A 21,019-nucleotide genomic window follows, 5' to 3' on the forward strand; every position below is an offset into this window, starting at 1 on the left:
AAAGTGGGGTGTCCCCCCACTTCTCGTCGACTACGATATGGGGGGCCACCCCACTTCTGCAAGGCGGACCATGAGAGCTGACGCACAGCGCAACTACGACCTGATCGTCAGGGCGGCCGCCGAGGCCATCGCCCGCGACGGCGCGTACGCCTCACTGGAGGAGATCGCCCGAGCCGCCGGGGTCGGCTCGGCGACCCTGCACCGGCGCTTCCCCACCCGCTGGTCGCTGCTCGAGGCGGTGTTCCGCGACTGTGTTCGTAACCTGGCGGCGCGCGCCGGAGACCTGCGCGCCGAGCCGGACGCGCTCGACGCGCTCACCACCTGGCTGCACGAGGTCACCGCGTACGCCACGACGACCCGTGGTCTGGCGGACGCGCTGCTGAACGGGCCCGCCGAGGAGAACGACGCGTGCGCCGCGACGCTCGTCACCGCCGGTGAGCCGCTGCTACGCCGCGCCATCGACGAGGGTTCGGTACGCCCCGACATCACCATGGCCGACCTGATGATCCTCGCCAACGGCATCTCCCTCGCGGCGCAGCCGATGGGCGCGGCCAAGGCTGAGCAGCTGCTGACCCTCGCCCTGCGGGGAATCGGGTCAGCGGGCCGGCCGCGGCCGCATACCGCAGAAGCGCCGCCGTCCCCGGCGGCCTGACGCGCTGTCGGAGGGCGCCTGATCCGTCTGCGACATCAGCTCCGAAGGATCAAAAGAACCTCGGTGCCCCGCGAGGACGTTCCCCACGGCGGGGCAGACGCGCGGGGCTACGCCCGGGCGCCGACTCCGCGTCGGCACCCGGGCGTACCTCGGTAGGTCAGGCGACCGGTTCGCGGGCCGAGTCGGCGTCGCGGTCGGTGCCCGGGGTGACCCGGGGATCGCCCTCGTCGGCGAAGTAGTCGTCGGGCGTGGTGCCGTCGACCCCCTCGGCCACCTTCGCGGCCCGCACGGCGAGCGTCACCAGCGCCGCGACGGCCAGGTTGACCAGCACCGCCACGATGCCGACGTAGATCGTCTTGGTGGTGTCGAACCCGAACTCGGACAGCGGGAACGCCGAGCCGCCGAAGTGCTTCCGGGTCGGGCTGGCCACCTGGTAGAGCATCCACATGCCCAGTCCCATGCCGACCGCCCAGCCGGCGATCAGGCCGGCCCGGTGGAACCACCGGGTGTAGAGGCCCAGCGCCACCGCCGGCAGCGTCTGGAGGATGATCACGCCGCCGATCAACTGGAGGTCGATGGAGAACTGCGGGTCGAGGAAGACGATGCAGGCGACCGCCCCGACCTTCACCACCAGTGAGGTGATCTTCGAGACGTTGGCCTCCTGGGCCGGGGAGGCGTCCCGCTTCAGGTACTCCTTGTAGATGTTGCGGGTGAACAGGTTCGCCGCCGCGATGGACATGATCGCCGCCGGCACCAGCGCGCCGATGCCGATCGCCGCGTACGCGACACCGGCGAACCAGTCCGGGAACTGCTGGTCGAAGAGCAGGGGAACGATCGTGTTGTTGTCCACCGACCCGGCCGAGTTGCCCGGCAGCGGCTTCACCCCGGCCGCGATGGCCATGTAACCGAGCAGCGCGATCAGCCCCAGCAGCAGGCTGTACGCGGGCAGCGCCGACATGTTCCGCTTGATCACGTCGCGGTTCCGGCTGGCCAGCACACCGGTGATGCTGTGCGGGTAGAGGAACAGCGCCAACGCCGACCCGAACGCCAGCGTCACGTACTGGAGCTGGTTGTTGCCGTTGAGCAGGATGCCGTCGTTCGGGTTGGGCGAGGCGTCGAACTTGGCGTCCGCGGCGGCGAAGATGTCCCCCCAACCGCCCAGCTTGTACGGCAGGTAGATGACCGCCACCAGGATCACGACATAGATCAGGCTGTCCTTGACGAACGCGATGAGCGCCGGCGCGCGCAACCCGGACTGGTACGTGTACGCGGCCAGGATGGCGAACGCGATGATGATCGGCAGGTGCCGGGCCAGCGCGTTGTCGCCGGTGACGCCCATCGTCTTGAGCACCGCCTCGATGCCGACGAGCTGCAACGCGATGTAGGGCATCGTCGCGACGATGCCGGTGATCGCGATCAGCAGCGCCAGCACCGGCGAGTCGAACCGCCTGCGGACGAAGTCCGCGGGAGTGACGAACCCGTGCCGGTGCGACACCGACCAGAGCCGGACCAGCACCAGGAAGACCATCGGGTAGATGACGATCGTGTACGGCACGGCGAAGAACCCGGCCGCGCCCGCGCCGAACATCAGCGCCGGCACCGCCACGAAGGTGTACGCGGTGTAGAGGTCACCCCCGACCAGGAACCAGGTGATCCAGCCGCCGAAGCTGCGCCCGCCCAGGCCCCACTCGTCCAGGTGCGCCATGTCCCTGGGCGCCCGCCACCGGGCGGCCACGAAACCCATCGCGCTCACCAGCAGGAACAGGAGCGTGAAGACGATGATCTCGGTGAGGTGGTCCCGCCACATCAGGAGTCACCCCGCCTCTTCGTCATCTGGTACACCAGCGTCGTGGTGCCGACGCCGAGCAGGATGAACGCCAGTTGCAGCCAGTAGAAGCGCGGAAACCCGAAGACCCGCGGTGAGTCGCCGTTGAAGAAGGCCGGGACCAGCGGCACCACGATGGGGATGAAAAGCAACCAGTTCCAGGGGCTGTGGTCCTTCGCCCTGGCCGGCGCCGTGGTCGGCGCCTCCGGTTCGGGTGCAGCCATCTGACACACCTCCGGGGAGTCGAGGCTCTCGATGTAACGGCCGGAGGGTACGACTCTGTGACGGCCGTCACGTCGATCACGCCGAAGGCGCTGCGCCGAACGGCCGGCCGGCTGCGCCGAACGGCGCGACCGACCGGCTGGGAGGGTGGGTCAGGTACGCCGGCTCAGAGCGCGGCGAGGTGGGCGGTGTCGTTGACGGTGCGGACCGCGACGCCGCCGTCGGGCCACATGTCCACCACCGAGATGCCGGCCGCGTCCAGGAAGAGCCGGTGCAGGAAGCCGTCGCCGGCCGCGAGGGCGTCGCGCAGCACCAGCTTGATCGGCGAGACGTGCGAGACGACCACCACCGTCTCCCCGGGGTACGCGGTGGGCAGCCCGGAGATGACGCGCTGCGCGCGTTCGGCGACCTGGGTGAACGACTCCCCGTCCGGCGGGGCGACCCGGGGCGAGGCGAGCCAGGCGTCCATCTCCCCGGGCCAGCGCTCGCGCACCTCGGCGAAGGTGCGCCCCTCCCACTGGCCGAAGTCGCACTCGATCAGGTCGTCCTCGGTACGCACCGGCACGTCGCCGTCGAGCGCGTCGGCGATCGACGCCGCGGTGGCCGTACACCTCGACAACGGTGAGCTGAGCACGGCCGCGACGGACGGGGCCAGCTCGGCCACCCGGGCGGCGGTGGCCCGGACCTGGGCCCGGCCACGCTCGGACAGCGGCACGTCGCCGCGACCGGAGTAGCGGCGCTGCTCGGTGTACGGGGTCTCGCCGTGCCGCACCAGGACCAGGCGGGTGGCGGTGAAGCTCGGCCGGGGCTCCCAGGACGCCGGGGCGGTCGCCGGGTCGCTGCCGGTGACGGGCGTCGACGGCCGCTGTGCGGTGGTCGACGTCGGCGGCTGGCGACCCGCTGCGGCGTCCATGGCGGCGTTGGCGAGGGCGTCGGCGTGCCGGTTCTGGTCGCGCGGAATCCAGCTGAACCGGACCGCGTCGAAGCGGCCCACCAGGGTGGCCGCCTGGGCGGCGAGCGGACGCAGGCCGGGGTGCTTGATCTGCCACCGGCCGCACATCTGCTCGACCACCAGCTTGGAGTCCATCCGGACGTCCACCTCGGCGGCGCCCAACTCGGCGGCGGCGGTCAGCCCGGCGATCAGGCCCTGGTACTCGGCGACGTTGTTCGTCGTGGTGCCCAGCGACTCCGAGCGCTCCGCGAGCACCTCGCCGGTCTGCGGGTCGCGCACCACAGCGCCGTAGCCGGCCGGGCCGGGGTTGCCCCGGGACCCGCCGTCGGCCTCGACCGAGACCACCCGTGGCGCCACGACCTACAGGCCCGACTCGTTGGTACGGACCATGATCCGGCGGCAGTCCTCGCAGCGGACCACGTCGTCCGGGGCCGCCTCGCGGATGCGGGCCAGGTCGGCGCCGGACAGCTCCAACCGGCAGCCGCCGCAGCGGCCCGCGGTGAGCAGCGCGGCGCCCAGCCCGGTGTCCTCGCGGATCTTGTCGTACAGCTTGACCAGGTCGCCCGGGAGGTCGGCGGCGAGCGGCTGGCGGGCCCCCCGCTTGAACTCCTCCTCCTTGGCGATCTCGGCCAGCGCGTCGTCGCGGCGCTGCTCGGTCACGGCCCGCTTGTCCCGGGCCTCGGCCAGCCGCCGCTCCACGCCGTCCAGCACGCCCTGCGCGGTCTCCCGCTGCTCCATCAGCTCCAGCTCGGCGTCCTCCAGGTCGCTCTGCCGCCGGTTGAGCGACACCAACTCGTGCTGGAGGGCCTCCAGCTCCCGGGCCGGCCCGGTGCCGGCGGCGAGCCGGTTCTCGTCCTTCTCCTTGCGGGCACGGACCTGCTCGACGTCCTTCTCCATCCGGGCGATGTCCCGGTCGAGGTCGTCGACCGCCACCTGGGCGCGCACCCGCTCGTCCTCCAGCGACGACAGCTCCCGGGCCAGCGCCTCCAGCTCGGCCCGTTCGGGCAGCGAACGTCGCCGGTGGGCGAGCTGGGCGAGGTTGGTGTCGATCGCCTGGAGGTCGAGCAGGCGGCGCTGCACCTGAGGGTCAGCCTTCACGGTCGGGGCTCCTTGTCGTCCACAACGGGTGCGGCGGCGTGCACTGTCCACGGGTCGGTGTCCAGGTCGGACACCAGCGTCTCGACGTCCAGCGCCCCCCGCAGCAGGGCGGCCAGGTCGTCCAGCCACGGTCGTTCGGTCGCCCAGTGCGCCGCGTCGAGCAGGGCGGGACCATCGGCGGCGAGGTGCTCGCCGGCCGGGTGGTGCCGCAGGTCGGCGGTGAGGAACGCGTCCACCCCGGCGGCGGTCGCGGCGCCGAGGAAACTGTCCCCCGACCCGCCGCTGACAGCGAGGGTACGAACCATACGCCGGGGGTCCCCCGCCGCGCGAACTCCCCAGGACGTGACGGGAAGCACGGCGGCGGCGTGCCGGGTCAGCTCGGCGAGGGTCATCGGCTCCGGCAACTCGCCGATCCGGCCGAAACCACGCTCGTCGCCGTGCGCGGGCGAGCCGGGCGCGGGCCGTTGCAGCGGGCGCAGCCCGGTCAGCCCGAAACGGGCGGCGAGGGCGTCGGAGACACCCGGGGCGGCGACGTCGGCGTTGGTGTGCGCCGCGTAGAGCGCCACCCCGGCCCGGATCAGCTGGTGGATGATCCGCCCCTTGAAGGTGGTCGGGGCGACCGACGACACCCCGCGCAGCAGCAGCGGGTGGTGCGAGACGATCATGTCGGCCTCGGCGGCCAGCGCTTCGGCGACCGTCTCGGGCACCACGTCGACAACGCAGAGCACCCGGCGGACGGGGGCGGCCGGTTCGCCGAGCACCAGGCCCACCCGGTCCCACTCCTCGGCCCAGACCGGCGGATAGTGGCGCTCCAGCTCGGCCACCACGTCGCTCACCGTCGGGCCGGATCGGCTTGTGCTCACGGCGGGCCAGCTTACCGGCGCGGAGGCCGCCGGACGGTGACACCCGGCCGGGCCGCGTCCCGGGGACGCGGGTGCCGGCCCGGCCGCGACGGTCGGGCATCAGGTGCCGGCGACGGTGGGTGCGCTCGGTGGGACGCTAGGCGGCGCTGTGACGCACCGGACGCAGCGCCGCCAGCGGCATCGCCCAGGGGAAGGCGTGCAGGTGCTGCTCCCCCGTTCCGGGCGGGTGCAGGGCGATCACGTCGTCGCCGAAGAGCACCGTGATCCCCCACTCGGCCAGCCGGGCCACACCGGCCCGGAACGCCGGGTGGGCGGCCATCGCGGCGTTGGTGAACGGCACCGCCACGATGGGTGTGCCCTTGCCCTGCGCCTCGACCAGCAGCCCGAGCGCGAGGGTGTCGGCGATCCCGGCGGCCCACTTGTTGACCGTGTTGACGGTGGCCGGGCAGACGATCATCGCGTCGGCCGGCGGCAGCACGTCCGGGTCGGTGGGGTTCTTGTAGTGCGTACGCACCGGGTGACCGGTCTGTCGGATCAGGGCCGGCTTGTCGACGAACTTGGCGCCGTCCGGCGTGGTGACCACGCAGACGTCCCAGCCGCCCTGCTGGGCGAGGTCGACGAGCCGGCCGACGTTTCGGGCCAGCGGCGAGCCGCAGGCGATGACGTAGAGCACCTCGCGGTGCCCGCTGGTGGGCGCCGGGCCGGCCATCAGACCGGCTCCGCGCTCATACCCCAACTCCCATGTGCTCAGCCAACTCCGCTACCGGAGAAGGCGGCGCACCACGTGTGCGACGCAGGATGTCCGACATCACCTCGTGCGCGATCGGCCGGCAGCGGATCTCCGACGGGGCGAGCCGATCGCCGAGCAGCAGCATCTCGCCCGCGTTGGCCACGTCACCCATCTGGGCGTACCCCCGGGCGATGTCGAGCAGGTGGTGCGCGCGGCGTTCGGGCAGCAGCGCGTTGAAGGCGGGCTCCGCGATGCGGAGCTGGTGCACCTCCACGGCCCGGCCGCCGTCGCCCAGCTCGACGGCGGCGGCGGCCCGGTGCAGCTCGACGTTCGTCGGGCCGAACGACGTCCAGTAGTGGTTGTGGTCGCCGCCGAGCAGGTTCGCGGCCTCCTGGGCGCAGTTGATCAGATCGTCCACACTGGCCGAGTCGCCGATGCGGGACGCCGCCATCGCGCCCTGGAGCAGCAGCATCCCGTAGACCGACAGCCGGGCCGGGGATATCTGGTTGCTGCCGCCCGGCGCCAGCCGGTTGGCGATCTGGACGTTCAGCTCCAGCGCCGGTCGGGCCCGGCCCATCGCGACCAGGGCGTTGCACACACGGGTGGTGGCGATCCCGGCCAGCAGTGGGTCGTCGGCCCGCTGCGCCACCGCCATCGACCTGTCGGCCGCCAACCAGGCCAGCTCGCACTCGCCGAGCTTGCGCAGCACCGAGGAGGCGATCTGGTAGACCTGCCCGAGCAGGTGGGCGGCCTCGGCCGCCTGCCCCCCGCCGTACGCGGCGTCGGCCGCCTGGGCGTCGCGCAGCAGCTTGGGCAGCGCGCGGGTGAGCATGCCGTAGCGCCCGTACTGGTAGGTCAGCCAGGCGTGGTTGACGGCCTTGCGCATGTCGTCGAGCGGCGGCGGGTGCGGCGCCGCGTCGAAGTACGCGCTCATCGAGTCGTACCGTTCCAGCGCCGCCCGGATCTCCTGCACCTCGACCTGGTCGATGCAGTTCAACGCGTCGGTGCGGCGTTCCGGATCTCTGCCCATGAGGAGTTGCACGTCCATCTGGAGGATGTCGGCGATCTCGTAGAGGACGGAGAACTTGTCCAGCCGGCGGACCCCCCGCTCGACCTTGTCCACCCAGCTCTTGGACTTGCCGAGCCGGTCCGCGAAGACCTGCTGGGACATCTTGCGCCGCCCCCGCCAGTACGCCACTCGCCGTCCTATGGGTAGCTCGTCCATCTGCCCATCCTCCCCTGCCGCCACGGCCCATCGAGCCGGGGCGATCTCCCGCGGGTGCGGCGACCGTCTCTCGTCTTCACATTTTGGCTGGTCGCACACGATGTACGTCAGCCGTAAAGCCAGTCCTCGTACTTTTCGTGCAAGTTGCACGAGCCGTTCGTCAACCTCAACGATCGGGGGTTACGGCAGTGACGGTGCTCGACATCCGACCTGGCGACCGCCGGGCTCGACGAGGGGAAGTGGCACACATGTGGGGGAACGTCGGACCGCGCGTCGCCGAGCTGTCGCCACTGGAACGGGTCCGGCTGCGCCGGGTCGCGATCCGGTACGCGGCGCACGGGTGGGAGGTGACCCCGGGCGCCTGCCTGGCCCGCAGCCGCTTCGTCTGCGGTCGGGCCGGCTGCCCCACGGTGGGCTGCCACCCGGCCCTGGAAAACTGGGAACTGGCCGCCAGCGCCGACCCGGCCCGGGTGGCCACCTGGTGGCGACACCGTCCACACGGGGTGCTGCTGCCCACCGGCCGCCGCTTCGACGTGCTGGAGGTGCCCGCCCACCTCGGCCGGCACGTGCTCGACGCGGTGCAGACCCACCCGGCCGGCACCGGCGTACGCGGACCGGTGCTGGTCACCCCCACCGGACGGTGGATGTTCCTGGTCCGCCCCGGCGACCCGCTCCGGCCGGAGTTGGAGCACTGTTTCCACGTGGTCCGGCACGGGCCGGGCTCCTGGATTCCCGCGCCGCCGACCCGGCTGCCGGAGGGTACGGTCCGCTGGGCCGTCGCCCCGGAACAGGCCCGCTGGCAGCTTCCGGATTCCTACCTCGTGCAGAACACGGTGATCGGGGCGCTGCGCGCCGCCGGGGTGAACCTCGTCCCCGACCTGCTCCCCGGCCACCTCCCACTGCCCCGACGAGGCATGTGAGACGAGTCGATCCGGTGCCCGACAGCGTCGCCGGGCCGCCGGTCCTCGTTGACAGGGTGACGGCGCGACGCGCGCCACGAACGGGGGAAACAATGCCCAGGAACGACAGAGCGCCGCACCCCGGCGGCCGGCGCGGCCAGCCACGCTACCGCTGGGCCGGCACCCGACCGTCCGGCTCCCGACCGGGCCGCCCACGCCCCACCGGCTCCCGCCCCGCCAGCACCCACCGCCCACCCCGCTAACAAAACCACCCACCCCACCCCGCGCGGGTCCCCAGCCCCAGCCCCAGCCCCAGCTCCCGCTCCCGCTCCCGCTCCCGCTCCCGCTCCCGCTCCCGCTCCCGCGATCTTGCACTTCCTGTCCCGACAATCTCCACTAATCCGGACTAAAAGACGTCAGAAAGTGCAAGATCGCGGGGAGGCTGCGCCCCGGCCCTCGCGATCTTGCACTTTCTGTCCCGGCAATCTTCGCTGATCCGGACCAAAGGACGTCCGAATGTGCAAGATCGCGGGGAAGCTGCGGCGCGGGGAAGCTGCGCCGGGAAGGACAGCGCGGGAGAGGGACAGCGCGGAGAGGGACAGGGCGGGGAGGCGGGTTAGTCCGTCAGGGGGAGGTTTGGGGAGTGGTGCTGGCGGGCGTTGTCGGTGATGGCGGCGTAGGGGTAGCCGTCGCGCCGGGCCAGCCAGTTGAGACCTCCGGTGCCCATAGCCAGGGCGGCGGTGGCGTACGCGTCGGCCACACCCAGGTCGCTGCCGACCACGGTGACCGACCGCAGCCCGCTCGCCGGGGCGCCCCGCCGGGGGTCCAACACGTGCCGACCCCGCTCGTAGACCCCGGACGTCGCCACGGCCAGGTCGGTGGCGGCGAGCACCAGGCAGGTCGCCGTCGGGTCCCAGGGGTGCCGGATGCCGATCCGCCACGGCTCCCCGGACGGCGACAGGCCCCGCACCCGTACGTCGCCGCCGGCGTTCACGCAGTGGTTGGCGGCACCGGCGGCGAGCAGGCGATCCGAGGCGACCTGGGCCGCCCAGCCCTTGACGAAACCGGACGGGTCGAACCGTCCGGTGGCGTACGCGTCGAAGAACCCGTCGGTGGCGCCCCACAGGTCGGCGCAGGATTCCAGCACGAACCGCAGGTCCGCGGACGCCTCGGAGAGCAGCACCTCGCCCCGGTCGAAGCGGCACACCTCGCTGTCCGGCTTGTACGTGCTGAACCGCGCGTCCACCTCGCGCATCCAGGCGAAGACCTGGTCGGCCAGCTCAGCGGCGCGGGCCGCCGGCAGGTCGTCGGCGAGGTCCACGGTGATCGCCGTACCCATGATCTGCTCGACCCGGCACAGTCCGGGCCGGGTCGGCGCGGCCCGCACGCCAGAAGCCTGCCCGACCTCAAAAGCCTGCCCGACCTCAGAAGCCTGCCCGACCGCGGCCCGCACCCCGAAAGCCTGCCCCACCTCAGAAGCCTGCCCCACCGCGGCCCGCACCCCGAAAGCCTGCCCCACCTCAGAAGTCTGCCCGACCGCGGCCCGCACCTCAGAACGCCTGCTCGATAGCGGACCGCAGCGACTGCTTGTAGGAGTTGCTGGTCTCGGTGGCCCCGGAGACGGTGTTCAGGTTGGCGTTCTGCTTCTGCACCACCTCGCCGCCGCTGCCGTCGTACCGGCTGCGGACGTCGCCACTGTGGATGTCGGATTCGCCCCCGCTGGGCAGCGACAGCGCGACGGCGTCGACGATCCGGTTGCCGGAGACGACGATCTGCACCTGCACGTACCCGTACTCGTTCTCGAAGCCGTTGCCGGTGACCCGGCGGTTGCTCGGCGGGGCCGCCTTGGTGGTACGCGGGGCGCTGGGGGCCTTCGTGGTGGTCTTGGTGCCCGACGGGCGGGCGGTGGTCTTGCCGGGCTTCGGCGACGCCGGCGGGCCGGCGGTCTTCGACGGCGTCGGCGCGCCGGCCGCCGGGTCGGCGCCGGGCGCGGCCGGGTCGACGCTCGGGTCGACGCCCGGCGCGGTGGGGTTGACCGGCTGGGCGGTCGGCAGGTTCTGGGCGACCTGGGTGGTGCCCGGCGAGCCCTTGAGCACCACCAGGGCGGTGGTGCTGGCGGCCAGACCGGTGATCGCGAGCAACGCGCGACGCATGGGGATGCCCTTCCTACAGCTCGAAGGTGGCCAGGTGGATCTGCCGTCGGGGTACGCCGGCCTGGCGCAGGGCGCGCACCGACTGCTCCACCAGCCCGGGTGGCCCGCACAGGTAGACGTCGCGGCGGGTCACGTCGGGCACCAGCTGGCGTAACCCGTCCGGGCTGATCAGCTGGCGGGGGCCCGGGTCGTCGCGGGAGCCGATGACGTACCAGACGGAGGTGTCCCGCTCCTGGGCCAGCCAGTCCAGCTCGCGACTGAGCAGCACGTCGGCCGGTGTGCTCGCGCGGTAGATCAGCGCGGCGCCGGGCGGCAGCTCCTCCAGCATCGCCCGTAGCGGCGTGATGCCGCTGCCGCCGGCGATCAGCAGGGCCCGCTCGCGGACCCGGTGCGCGGAGGTGAAGGTGCCCGACGGGCCCACCGCCCAGACCCGGGTGCCCGGGTCCAGGTCCCGCAGGTCGGCGGTGTGCGTGCCGACCACCTTGACGGTGAGTCGCAGCCAGCGGCCGTTGGCGGCGGCGGAGACGGAGAACGGGTGTGACTGCCACCAACTGCCCCGGGCGAGGAAGCGCCAGCGGAAGTACTGCCCGCCGAGCATCTCCAGCCGTCCGAGCCGCTCGCCCGTGAGGTAGATGGAGATGGTGTCGGCGCTCTCGGCCACCACGTCGGCGACCCGGAGTTTGTAGCGCAGGTTGAACGCCAGCGGCGCGATCACCCGACCCCACAGCACTGCGGCGATCACCAGCAGGTAGAGCGCGATCCAGCCGGTGCGTACCGGGCCGGGCTTGTAGAGCTGCGCGCCGTGGGCGAACTGGTGGCCGTAGCCGAACAGCAGGATCAGGTAGCTGGACCGGTGCAGCAGGTGCCACAGCTCGTAGGGCAGCGCCCGCCGGATCGCCCGGATGCTGCTGAACCCGACCAGCATCATGATGCCGGTGGCGCCGAACGCCGAGATCATGTCCTCGTAGTCGCCGAGCAGCGTGCCGACCTCGGCGACGATCGACTGGTTGCGCAGGTCCGCGTAGCCGACCACGATCAGCGACATGTGCGCCAGCACGGTGACCAGGAGGGTGGCGCCGATGTCGCGGTGCCAGCGGCCGATCTGCTCGCCGCCGATCCACCGCTCCAGCACCGGCAGCCGGCTCATCATCAGCACCTGCACCAGCAGCAGGTAGCCGGCGACCAGGCCGGTGATCCGGCCGGCCGCGGTGACCGTCGCGGCGGTGCTGCGCAGCGAGCCGGCGGGGGTGCCCCACCACCAGGGCAGCACGCTGGCGAGCAGGCCGACGAGGAGCAGCACGGCCAGCAGCCGCCGGCCGCCGGGCCCGCGCCGCGCCGGCACCTGCGGGGGTACGGGCGCAGCCGACCGGCCGCCGCGCCGGGACGAGGTCCCGGTACGACGGCCGGCGGCGTGGGTGTGCGGGTACGTCACGCGTACAGCTTCATGGGGGTGTATTTCTGGCGCGGGAAGACCTTGCCGACCTCGGCGTTGGTGAGCCCGAACCGGCCCTGGGCCACCGAGCCGTAGACGTTGAACATGTTGTTGTACTCCGGCACGTCACCGGAGTCCAGCTTGTCCAGGCCGTTCCAGGTGCCGAGCAGCGAGCCGGCCAGCTTCTTGCCGGAGAGCACGGTGATGACGCCACCGTGCCCGTGGTCGGTGCCGTTGTTGTTGGAGCCGACCCGGCGGCCGAACTCGCTGGACACCATGATCGTCACGTCGGCGGCCTGCGGGCCGAGGTCGGTGAAGAAGGCGGCCATCGCGCTGGCCAGCTCGTTCAACCGGCGGTAGAGCTGACCGCCCTCGCGGGTGCCCTGGTTCTCGTGGGTGTCGTAGCCGCCCATCCCGACGGTGGCGACCCGGACGTTGGCGCCGCCCTTGATGAGCTGGGCGAGTTGCCGGAACGCGTTGCCGACGCCCTCGTACGTGACGCCCTCGGCCGGCTGGTACGGCTTCGCGGCGAGCCGCTGGGCGGTGGCCAGCGCGCCCATGCCCTCCTGCACGGCCTCCTCCACCGGGTGGTTGATCCCGGTGAACAGCCCCTTGATGGCCTTCTCGGTGGCGGCGCGGAACCGCTCGTCACCGTTGAGCCGCAGCGAGCCGACGTTGTTCAGCGACAGCGCGCCGTTGGTGCCGACGAGCGAGCGCGGCAGGGTGCTGCCGATGCCGACGCTGCGGAACGCGGTGCCCTTGCCGAGGTGGTCCACCAGACCGTCGAGCCAGCCCCGGCCGCCGGTCTCGTTGGGCAGCCCGCCCAGGTTGCAGGCGTCGGCGGCCTGGAAGTGGCTGCGCGACAGCCGCTCGTCGGAGACGCCCGGGATGAAGCCGAGCTGACCGGCGGTGAGCCACTTCTCCAGCGGCTTGAACGCGCCGGTCAGCTTGAAGCCCCGGCCCAGGGCCAGCGAGTCGTTGCCGAGCAGCAGGTCCGGGCGGGCCTTGTTGAGCACCGCGTCGTTGTCCGGCGCGACGAGGCTCAGCCCGTCCAGACCGCCGTAGAGGAAGACGTGGATCAGGGTGCCGGTCTTGGTCGCCGCGAACGACGCCGACGTGGTGACGAACTGGGCGGTGGCCAGCGCGGTGGCGGTCGCCGCGGCACCGGCGACGAAGGTCCGCCGGGTGACGCCGCGACCGTCCTGCTGGGCCTCCTCCAGGTTCTCCAGCGTGCGGTAGCGGTCGTACTCGGCGGCGTTCTCGGCGGCGACGATGTCCGCCTCGGCGCGCAGCAACGCCTCGGCCGGGTTGTCGGCCAGCCGCCGCACGTCGGGGCATTCGGGGTGCAGGGGGAAAGAGTTGTACACAGTCTTCTCCATCGGGTGCCTCACCGGAGGTGGTGCTGGGGGGAAGCGAGGATCGCCCGCGCGACGGCGGTGATGGCCCCGTTGAACGTGGCGTCGACCTTGGCGCTCGCCGACGCACCGGCCACGCCGAGGATGAGGTTCTTCTCCCGCGTGCTCAGCTTCTGGCCCACCAGCCGCAGGGACAGCGCGTCCACGTACGCCCCGGCGGTCGCCGGCGCCTTGGCGACCAGCTTCTCCGGCGCGGTGTACGTGAAGGCGGTGCGGTAGCCGGCGATGATCTCGCCCGCCTCGTTCCAGCCGTTGACCATGGTGCCGGCCGAGGTCCAGGCGACGTAGACGTCCGGGTAGCCGTCCGGGGTCGGGTGACCCATCGGGAACTGGCCCAGCTCGCGGAGCTTGTCGTGGATCTGCCGCAGGCCCCGGGCGTACGGGGTGCGCTTGTTGTCGCCGTTGTTGTGCTTCGGCGACGCCTCCGGCGAGACGCCCAGGGTGCGGTACGTGGCGACCAGGTACTCCATCGGCCGGCGCACCTTCTGGCCCACCCCGGCCCAGAACTCCGAGGAGCAGAAGAGCGTCATCAGGACCGGCTTGATCATGCCCTTGTTGGCGGTGTACGACTTGGCCAGCCGGTCCACCAGGGACTTCGGCGGGGTGTCCGAGACGAACCGGGTCGCCAGGCTCTGCGCCACGTACTTCGCGGTCGACGGGTGCGTCGCGATGTAGCTGATGTACGCGTCGATGGCGGCCTCGGCCTTCTTCGGGTCGGCCGAGTTGTTCGCGTGGCTGAAGCCGAGGATCTTGACCTTGCCGACGTAGTGCTGCTCCGGGCGGAAGACGTACTTGCCCTTGTCGTCGACGCCACGGCCGGTCTGCAACATGGCCGCCTGCCGGACGTCCGGCTCCTTGTAGCCGCCGTCGACGCCGACCGAGTACAGCTCGAGGTTCTCCCGGGCGAGGTTCTCGTTGATCGCGTCCTTGCGGGAGTCCTTCTGGTTCAGGTAGATCAGCAGCGCGGGGTGCTTGTTGGCGGCGATCAGCATCTCCGGGTAGCTGCCCAGCGCGTGCTTGCGCACCACGTCCTGGTCGAACGAGTTGCGGTACACCTCGCCGCCGTCGAAGTCGGCCGCGACGTGCAGGAAGTCGTTCCAGAAGTCGACCATCACCTCGAAGAGCTGGCGCTTGGACCAGATCTGCCGGGCGATGGTGGCGTCGATCATCTCCCGCTCCGGCTGGGCGCCCTGCTCGTTGAGGGCGTCCCGCTGGTCGCGCAACTGCTGCACGTTGAGCTTCAGGGTGGGCAGCTCGGCGAGCTTCAGCTCGGCCTTGCTCGGCTCCAGCTTCTCCGGCTCCAACTGGGCGCGGATCCAGGCGTCGATGCCCTGCTTCTTGATGTCGGCGACCAGCGCGGGCGTCACACCGAAGGTAGCGCGCCGGGCCAGGTGCAGGATCGGGTCCTTGGCCAACACGGTCTTCACGGTGACCTGGGTCGCCGCCGCCGCGGCGGCCGGGCCGGAGTAGCTGCGCCCGCCGGCCGGCGCGTTCTTCTTCAGCGCCTCACCGGCCCGGGAGCCCATGTAGCTCTCGTTCTGCTCGGTGTAGGTGCGCACCGTGCTGGGCTGCTGGCCGCTGGGGCGCGCCGCGGTGCCGTCGGTCACGGTGGCGCCGGTCGCGTCACCCGCCACCGCCTCGTCACCGAAGAGGCCACGGAACTGCGGGGTCATGGCGAGCGCGGCGCCACCGGCGACGACCGCGGCGGTGCCGCCGATGGCCACCATCGCCTTGCGGCGACCGACGGTGCGGCCGGGCTCGCCGTCATCGTCCAGGGTGGGCAGTCCAGCCGAGCGTGCCGGGGCCGGGGCGCCCAGACCTTCCGGGCCGACCCACTGCGGGCCACGTCCGGCGGGCTGCGCGGCGTACTGCTCGCGCGGGTCGGCCTGGGCGGGGTAGCCGGCCTGGTAGCTGTGGGGCGTGTCGTATCCGTAGGGCGCGGCCGCGTTGGGGTCGCCGTAGCCGTCCGCGTGGTGGTGCTGACGTCCGTCCCAACCACGGTCGTCCCGCGGTCGACGTGGTGGCACATTCTGGTCGGCCATGTACCAATCCCGATTTCTGAAGAGCGCCGAAAGCTGCGACCGGGCAGGTGCGGCAGGTGCGGCGACAGTTGCCTGAGGGGGTTGCTACGGCAAGGTAACCAAGCCCCCAGGACGCTTCAAGGCGGCCCGAACGCGCCCGTGCGGGCACTTAAGACAGCGTTCAGTGCGTACCCGGCGGCGGGCGGCGGTACCGGATCGCCCGCCGACCTTCCCAGCAGGGCGTAAGGCGCGGTAGCCGACCACGGACCGGGTTATCCGACCACACGCGCCACGTCCGGCCGCGTTCGACACCAAAGGCAAACTTAAGGTTCAGGTAAGCCGGACCTGAGACGGCCTCGCGTGCAGGCAAAAGTAGCAGCAGCGGGCGAGCGTGAGCCGCCGTCGCAGCGGGTATGCCGCCGAACCGCTGAACGCGTGAGGGGAAGGCAGCGCCATGCTCAGCAAAGAGGATCAGCGCAGATTCGACCAGATCACCCGTCAGCTCCGGGAGAGCGACCCGGCCTTTTTCGCCCGGTTGGACACTCGGGTGCGGGCCCGCAGGGGCCGTTACCTGATGTTGTTGACCATCGTGTTGTGGGCGTCGCTGCCGGCGATCGCCGTGTTCGCCGGCCGGATGACCGGCGCGATCTGCGCGGTGGTGCTGGTGGCCAACGCCGCCGTCATGTGGCGGTTTCGCCGCCGCTGGACGTAACACCTCGCTCGCGGGCGCTCACTGGTCGGCCGGACCGAAGGCCCGGTAGGCGCGCCGCAACCGCTCCAGCAGGCCCGGCCCGCCGATGGCCGCGGCCGGCGCGCCGAGCTGACGCAGCAGCAGGTCGGTGCCGGTCACCAGTCGGGGCGGCCGATCGGGCAACGGCACCGGCGACGCCCAGAACCGGTCCACCGTCTCCGGCAACGGGGTCACCGACAGCCCGGCCAGCGCCCGAGCGGCGCCGACCGGGGCTGGCGACACGACCGTGTCCACCTCGGACGGTCGGTCCGGCTCGGTCGGCTCGGCGGTGCCGGTGGCCGCGATCCGGCGGGCGCGCAGCGCATCGAGCAGTTGCGCGCGGGACCGGCCGCGCCAGTGCAGCAGCTCGAACGGGTCCGCGTCGAACGCCTCGGCCAGCAGGTAGAACGTCGCCGCGAGGTGCTTGCACGGCACGGCGAAGTCGGGGCAGTTGCAGCGCTGGGTCAGCTCGTCGAGGCCGGCCGGGAAGAGCGGCGCCCCGGCTGCGGCGAACAGCTCCTCCAGCTCGCCGGGCAGGTCTCCGGCGAGCAGGCGGGCGCTGAAGAACGCCTGCCCGGTCAGCTCGTCCTCGATTTGGGACCAGAGCGCGGCCGGAAACGGCGCCAGCGCTATCGACACCTGGTACGGCTTCGGCCGGGAGCCCTGCACGACGGCGCTGACCCGGCCGGGCGCGACGTCCAGCGAGAGCACCTGACCGGCCCGCGCGTACGACCGGCCCCGGGTCAACCGGGTGCCCAGCGCGAAGGACTCCAGCACCTCCAGGAACCGCCGCGACCACCAGGACTGGCCGATCGCGCCCCGGGCGCTGCGCGCCCGTAGACCCCCGTCGACCCGGCGGGGGCGTCCGTAGTCGGCGAACCGACCGGCCTCGGGCTGGCTCACTCCACCACCGCCCCGGCCTCCAGGGCGAACAGCTCCCGCAGCTGACCGGTGGACAACTCGGTGATCCACTGTTCGCCGGTGCCGACCACCCGCTCGGCGAGGCTGCGCTTGTCGGCGATCAGCGCGGCCACCTTCTCCTCCACGGTGCCGGCGCAGACGAACTTGCGGACCTGCACCCGTCGCCGCTGGCCGATCCGGAACGCCCGGTCGGTGGCCTGGTCCTCCACCGCCGGGTTCCACCACCGGTCCACGTGCACCACGTGGTTGGCGGCGGTCAGGGTGAGTCCGGTGCCACCGGCCTTGAGGGAGAGCACGAACAGCGGCGGACCGTCCGCCGACTGGAAGCGCTGCACCATCGCGTCCCGCTCGGCCTTGCCGAGGCCACCGTGCAGGAACAGCACCTCCCGACCGAACCGCGCCGACAGGTGACCGCGCAACATCGCCCCGAACTCGGCGTACTGGGTGAACAGCAGCGCCCGCTCCCCCGCCGCCAGCACCTCCTCCAGGATCTCGGTCAACCGGGCCAGCTTGCCGGAGCGACCGTCCAACGGGGAGCCGTCGCGCAGCAGCTGGGCGGGGTGGTTGCAGACCTGCTTGAGCCGGGTCATGGTGGCCAGCACCAGGCCGCGCCGCTCGATGCCGTCGCTGGTCTCGATCCGGGCCAGCATGTCGTCGACCACCACCTGGTAGAGCGCCGCCTGCTCGGCGGTGAGGTTGCAGAGCACCTCCATCTCCAACTTCTCCGGCAGGTCCGAGATGATCGACGAGTCGGTCTTGAGCCGGCGCAGCACGAACGGGCCGGTGATCCGGCGCAGCCGCTCGGCGGCCTCGACGTCGCCGTTGCGCTCGATCGGCTCGGCGAACCGCTTGCGGAACGTCGCCGCCGGCCCGAGCAGCCCCGGGTTGGCGAACTGCATGATCGACCAGAGGTCGGCGAGCCGGTTCTCCACCGGCGTGCCGGTCACCGCCACCCGCTGCCGGGCCGGCAGCGCGCGCACCGCCTCGGCCTGCCGGGTGGACGCGTTCTTGATCGCCTGCGCCTCGTCCACCACCACCCGGTGCCAGTCGATGCCGGCCAGGTCCACGGCGTCGCGTGCCGCCACCGAGTAGGTGGTGAGGACCAGGTCCGCACCGTGCGCGGCCGCCGTGAACTCCGCCCCCCGCGCGCGCTCCGCGCCGTGGTGTACGTGCACCCGCAGGCCCGGGGTGAACCGGGCCGCCTCCCGCTGCCAGTTGCCGACCAGCGACATCGGACAGACCAGCAGGGTCGGCCCCGCCTCCGGCGGGTCCCCGGCGAGCAACGCGAGCAGTTGCACGGTCTTGCCCAGCCCCATGTCGTCGGCGAGCACGCCACCCAGGCCGAGCGACCGGAGGAAGGCCAACCAGGCCAGCCCGCGCTGCTGGTACGGGCGCAGCGTCCCCCGGAAGCCCGGCGGCGGCTCCAACGGGGTGAGCCGTCGCTCGACCGCACCGGCGAGCAGGTCGCCGAGCGCCCCGTCGGCGCTGACCTCCAGCACCGGCAACGCGCCGGTGGCCTCGCCGTCGGCCAGGCCGAGTCGGAGCAGGTCGGCGACGGTCAACTCACCGGTGGAGCGGAGCAGGCGCAGACCGGCGGCGAGCCGTCCCGGGTCCAGCTCCACCCACCGCCCGCGCAGCCGCACGAGCGGCGTCTTCGTCTCGGCCAGCGCCGCCAACTCCTCGGCGGACAACGGCTGGTCACCGAGCGCGATCTCCCAGCGGTAGTCGACGAGCGCGTCCAGCCCAACCCCGGCCTCGGTGCCGCTCACGGTGCCCGGCGCGGTACGGCCACGGGCCCGCAGCCGGGCGCCCAGTCGTGCCGACGGACGCTGCCACCAGGACGGCAGCAGCACCCCGAACCCGGCCGCGTGCAGCACCGGAGCGCCCGCGCTGAGGAACCGGTGTGCGCCGTCGACGTCGAGGTCCATCGCCTCCGGGGCGGCGGTCCGCAGCGCGACGTCCAGATCCGGCCAGAGGCGACTGGCCCGGCCCAGTTCGGCCAGCAGCGTCTCCTGCGGGCTGGCCGTACGACCGGCCAGGCCACCGAGGGCGTGCGGCTCCCGCCAGACCTGCCCGGCGTCGACGTGCAGGCCGGGCTCGTCGGCGGCCTGCAACCCGAACTCCAACCGCCACCGCCCGCCACCGGTGGCCTCGACGGGCGCGGCGCCGGTCGCCCCGGCGGACGCGGCGTGGGTGGCCTCGACGGGCGCGGCGCCGGTCAGCTCGGCGGGCGCGGCGTGGGTGGCGGCCGGGCGGGTGGCCAGGATCGGCTCGGTGACCTCGTCGGGGGCCGGCTCCACCAGGCGGAAACTCGCCCGCACCGGGCCACCGGCCGCGTCGCGCTGCCAGCGGTCCAGCTCGGCGCGGAGGGAGGCCAGCGCCGCCGGGTCGAGTGTGAACTCCCGCTGCGGGCCGGCGAGCGCGGCCAGCCAGGCCGGTGCCGGACCACCCGGCCGCAGACCCCGGGCCAGCGCCGTGGTCGCCAGCGAGGCCCGCGCCGCGGCGTCGGTCAGCCCGTCCAGCGCGTCCGCGACGAGAGCCGCGGGATCGGCGGACACCCCGGCGCGGGCGGCGGGTGGGAGGGCCAGCGCCAGTGCTCGGGCCCAGGCGGCGTCGGTGCCGGTCAGCAGCGGACGCCAGACCGCCCGCGCCAGCACCTGTTCGCCAGCGCCAGCCGAGGCTGGCGTCACTGTCGGATCGCCCGTCCCCGTGCGTACGCCGGGCAGGACGCGACCACGGCTCACCAGATCGGCGGCGAAGTCGGCGAGCTCGGCGAGGTGGCGCGCCGTCGCCCCGGGCACCGCCGGGAGGTCGTCCAGGGCGCGCAGTAGTGCCAGGGCGTTGTCCGGGGCGTACACCAGGGTGGGGACCCGCCACCCGGCCAGGGCGAGCCGGCCGCGGGTGGTGGGTGCGACGGTGGTCCGGATCAGCTCGGGTGAGTCGGTCGGCACGCCCGCCCGGGTGGGCAGGGTGAGCAGCGCGGTGTCCGCCCCTGTCGGCTCGGCGGCGTCGGCGAGGACGGCGGCCAGCTCGGCGTGCCCGGCGGCGAAGGGGTGCGGACGCTCCCGGGGCGGCCGACCGGGGCGGGTCGGCGGCGGTGGCGCGGCGCTGTCCTCCGCCCAGATGGCGAGGCCGCCGGTCGAGTCGTCGCCGGGCCGCCACAGCCCGTGGATGACCAGCACGTACTCCCCCTCGTCGCCGACCGCGCCCAGAATATGCGCCCCCCGTGATCCCCCCTCCCCCACCTGCGCGATCTTGCAGTTCCTGTCGCCATTACGCGGAGATTGCCCAATTTCGTCGCCACAGAAACTGCAAGATCGCCGGGAGCGGGGGCGGGGAGCGGGGGGCGGGTTAGAGGGCGCCGGTTTTGCCGTCGGTCAGCTCGCGGAGGATGTCGGCGTGGCCGACGTGTCGGGCCGTCTCCTCGATCAGGTGCACCAGGATCCAGCGCAGCGACACCTCACCGAGCTGCGGGTGCGGCACCACGTGGTCGAGGTCGAAACGCGCGGCGACCGCCCGGGACCGGGCGCACGCCCGCTCGTACGCCTCGATCAGGCCGACGATCGTGTCCTGGTCGGTGAGGGTGAAGCTGGCCACAGCGTCCTCCTCGGAGGTGAGGTAGACGTCGCCGGGCTCGGGCGCCAACAGGGTCGGGAACCAGTTCCGCTCGACCAGTGTCAGGTGCTTGACCAGCCCGACGAGCGTGGTCGCCGAGGGCACCAGCCGGCGTCGGGCGTCGGCGTCGGAGAGGTCGCGCAGCTTGCGCAGCAGCACGCCACGGTGGAAGTCGAGGAACGACTCCAGCACGGCACGCTCGTCGCCGGTGCGGGCGAGCACCGGACCGAGCGTCGGATCGATCGTCTGCCCCATCCGCCGACCCT

General features: G+C 72.6%; 18 protein-coding genes. 3 read left to right on the forward strand and 15 right to left on the reverse strand.

Annotation, left to right across the window (positions count from 1 at the left end; translation table 11 throughout):
• The first annotated feature begins 70 nt into the window (after nucleotides 1-70).
• Nucleotides 71-652, forward strand: a complete 582-nt coding sequence (locus tag O7634_RS01765) for a TetR/AcrR family transcriptional regulator (RefSeq protein ID WP_278148430.1) — start codon at nucleotides 71-73, stop codon at nucleotides 650-652.
• A gap of 157 nt (nucleotides 653-809) precedes the next feature.
• On the opposite strand, the gene O7634_RS01770 is transcribed toward O7634_RS01765, so the two are convergent.
• The 7 genes from O7634_RS01770 to O7634_RS01800 form a co-directional block, all read right to left on the reverse strand.
• Nucleotides 810-2,459, reverse strand: coding sequence for a sodium:solute symporter (locus O7634_RS01770; protein WP_278148431.1), 1,650 nt, complete (start codon nucleotides 2,457-2,459; stop codon nucleotides 810-812).
• Nucleotides 2,459-2,701 carry a DUF3311 domain-containing protein gene (locus O7634_RS01775; RefSeq protein ID WP_278148432.1) on the reverse strand — a complete coding sequence of 81 codons (243 nt, stop codon included), beginning with the start codon at nucleotides 2,699-2,701 and terminating at the stop codon, nucleotides 2,459-2,461. The genes O7634_RS01770 and O7634_RS01775 overlap by 1 nt, the downstream gene beginning before the upstream one ends.
• Before the next feature lie 164 nt (nucleotides 2,702-2,865).
• Nucleotides 2,866-4,008, reverse strand: coding sequence for a bifunctional RNase H/acid phosphatase (locus O7634_RS01780; protein ID WP_278148433.1), 1,143 nt, complete (start codon nucleotides 4,006-4,008; stop codon nucleotides 2,866-2,868).
• Nucleotides 4,009-4,011: 3 nt separating this feature from the next.
• A complete protein-coding gene (locus tag O7634_RS01785) occupies nucleotides 4,012-4,749 on the reverse strand; it encodes a C4-type zinc ribbon domain-containing protein (protein WP_278148434.1) in 738 nt (245 codons plus the stop codon).
• A complete protein-coding gene (locus tag O7634_RS01790) occupies nucleotides 4,746-5,576 on the reverse strand; it encodes a Nif3-like dinuclear metal center hexameric protein (RefSeq protein WP_278153832.1) in 831 nt (276 codons plus the stop codon). The genes O7634_RS01785 and O7634_RS01790 overlap by 4 nt, the downstream gene beginning before the upstream one ends.
• Nucleotides 5,577-5,748: 172 nt before the next feature.
• A complete protein-coding gene (locus tag O7634_RS01795) occupies nucleotides 5,749-6,321 on the reverse strand; it encodes a flavoprotein (RefSeq protein ID WP_278148435.1) in 573 nt (190 codons plus the stop codon).
• 16 nt (nucleotides 6,322-6,337) lie between these two features.
• Nucleotides 6,338-7,567 (reverse strand): helix-turn-helix domain-containing protein, encoded by a 1,230-nt coding sequence (locus tag O7634_RS01800; RefSeq protein WP_278148436.1) that lies wholly within the window; start codon nucleotides 7,565-7,567, stop codon nucleotides 6,338-6,340.
• Between the two features lie 248 nt (nucleotides 7,568-7,815).
• Here O7634_RS01800 and O7634_RS01805 point away from each other — a divergent pair, with 248 nt between their 5' ends.
• A complete protein-coding gene (locus O7634_RS01805) occupies nucleotides 7,816-8,487 on the forward strand; it encodes a bifunctional DNA primase/polymerase (protein ID WP_278148437.1) in 672 nt (223 codons plus the stop codon).
• A gap of 595 nt (nucleotides 8,488-9,082) precedes the next feature.
• Here O7634_RS01805 and O7634_RS01810 read toward each other — a convergent pair.
• The 5 genes from O7634_RS01810 to O7634_RS01830 form a co-directional block, all read right to left on the reverse strand.
• Nucleotides 9,083-9,805: an FAD:protein FMN transferase gene (locus tag O7634_RS01810; protein ID WP_278153833.1), complete on the reverse strand. Its 723-nt coding sequence runs from the start codon at nucleotides 9,803-9,805 to the stop codon at nucleotides 9,083-9,085.
• Between the two features lie 211 nt (nucleotides 9,806-10,016).
• A complete protein-coding gene (locus tag O7634_RS01815) occupies nucleotides 10,017-10,619 on the reverse strand; it encodes an FMN-binding protein (protein WP_278148438.1) in 603 nt (200 codons plus the stop codon).
• Nucleotides 10,620-10,632: 13 nt separating this feature from the next.
• Nucleotides 10,633-12,051, reverse strand: a complete 1,419-nt coding sequence (locus O7634_RS01820; RefSeq protein ID WP_278148439.1) for a ferredoxin reductase family protein — start codon at nucleotides 12,049-12,051, stop codon at nucleotides 10,633-10,635.
• Entirely contained in the window at nucleotides 12,048-13,430 is a 1,383-nt protein-coding gene (locus tag O7634_RS01825; protein WP_278148440.1) for a DUF1501 domain-containing protein, read from the reverse strand. Before O7634_RS01825 ends, O7634_RS01820 begins: the two co-directional genes overlap by 4 nt.
• Nucleotides 13,431-13,438: 8 nt before the next feature.
• Complete coding sequence (locus O7634_RS01830; protein WP_278148441.1) at nucleotides 13,439-15,508, reverse strand: DUF1800 domain-containing protein; 2,070 nt, start codon at nucleotides 15,506-15,508, stop codon at nucleotides 13,439-13,441.
• A gap of 433 nt (nucleotides 15,509-15,941) precedes the next feature.
• Here O7634_RS01830 and O7634_RS01835 point away from each other — a divergent pair, with 433 nt between their 5' ends.
• The gene (locus O7634_RS01835) at nucleotides 15,942-16,199 is read left to right on the forward strand and encodes a DUF3040 domain-containing protein (protein ID WP_278148442.1); all 258 of its coding nucleotides are present in this window, start codon (nucleotides 15,942-15,944) and stop codon (nucleotides 16,197-16,199) included.
• Between the two features lie 18 nt (nucleotides 16,200-16,217).
• On the opposite strand, the gene O7634_RS01840 is transcribed toward O7634_RS01835, so the two are convergent.
• From O7634_RS01840 to O7634_RS01850, 3 genes are all read right to left on the reverse strand, one after another.
• Nucleotides 16,218-17,120 carry an SWIM zinc finger family protein gene (locus O7634_RS01840; protein ID WP_278148443.1) on the reverse strand — a complete coding sequence of 301 codons (903 nt, stop codon included), beginning with the start codon at nucleotides 17,118-17,120 and terminating at the stop codon, nucleotides 16,218-16,220.
• A complete protein-coding gene (locus tag O7634_RS01845) occupies nucleotides 17,117-20,320 on the reverse strand; it encodes a DEAD/DEAH box helicase (RefSeq protein WP_278153834.1) in 3,204 nt (1,067 codons plus the stop codon). Before O7634_RS01845 ends, O7634_RS01840 begins: the two co-directional genes overlap by 4 nt.
• Nucleotides 20,321-20,489: 169 nt before the next feature.
• Nucleotides 20,490-20,975, reverse strand: coding sequence for a DinB family protein (locus O7634_RS01850; protein WP_278153835.1), 486 nt, complete (start codon nucleotides 20,973-20,975; stop codon nucleotides 20,490-20,492).
• Between the last annotated feature and the right edge of the window lie 44 nt (nucleotides 20,976-21,019).

Source organism: Micromonospora sp. WMMD1120, assembly GCF_029626235.1.
GTDB lineage: Bacteria > Actinomycetota > Actinomycetes > Mycobacteriales > Micromonosporaceae > Micromonospora.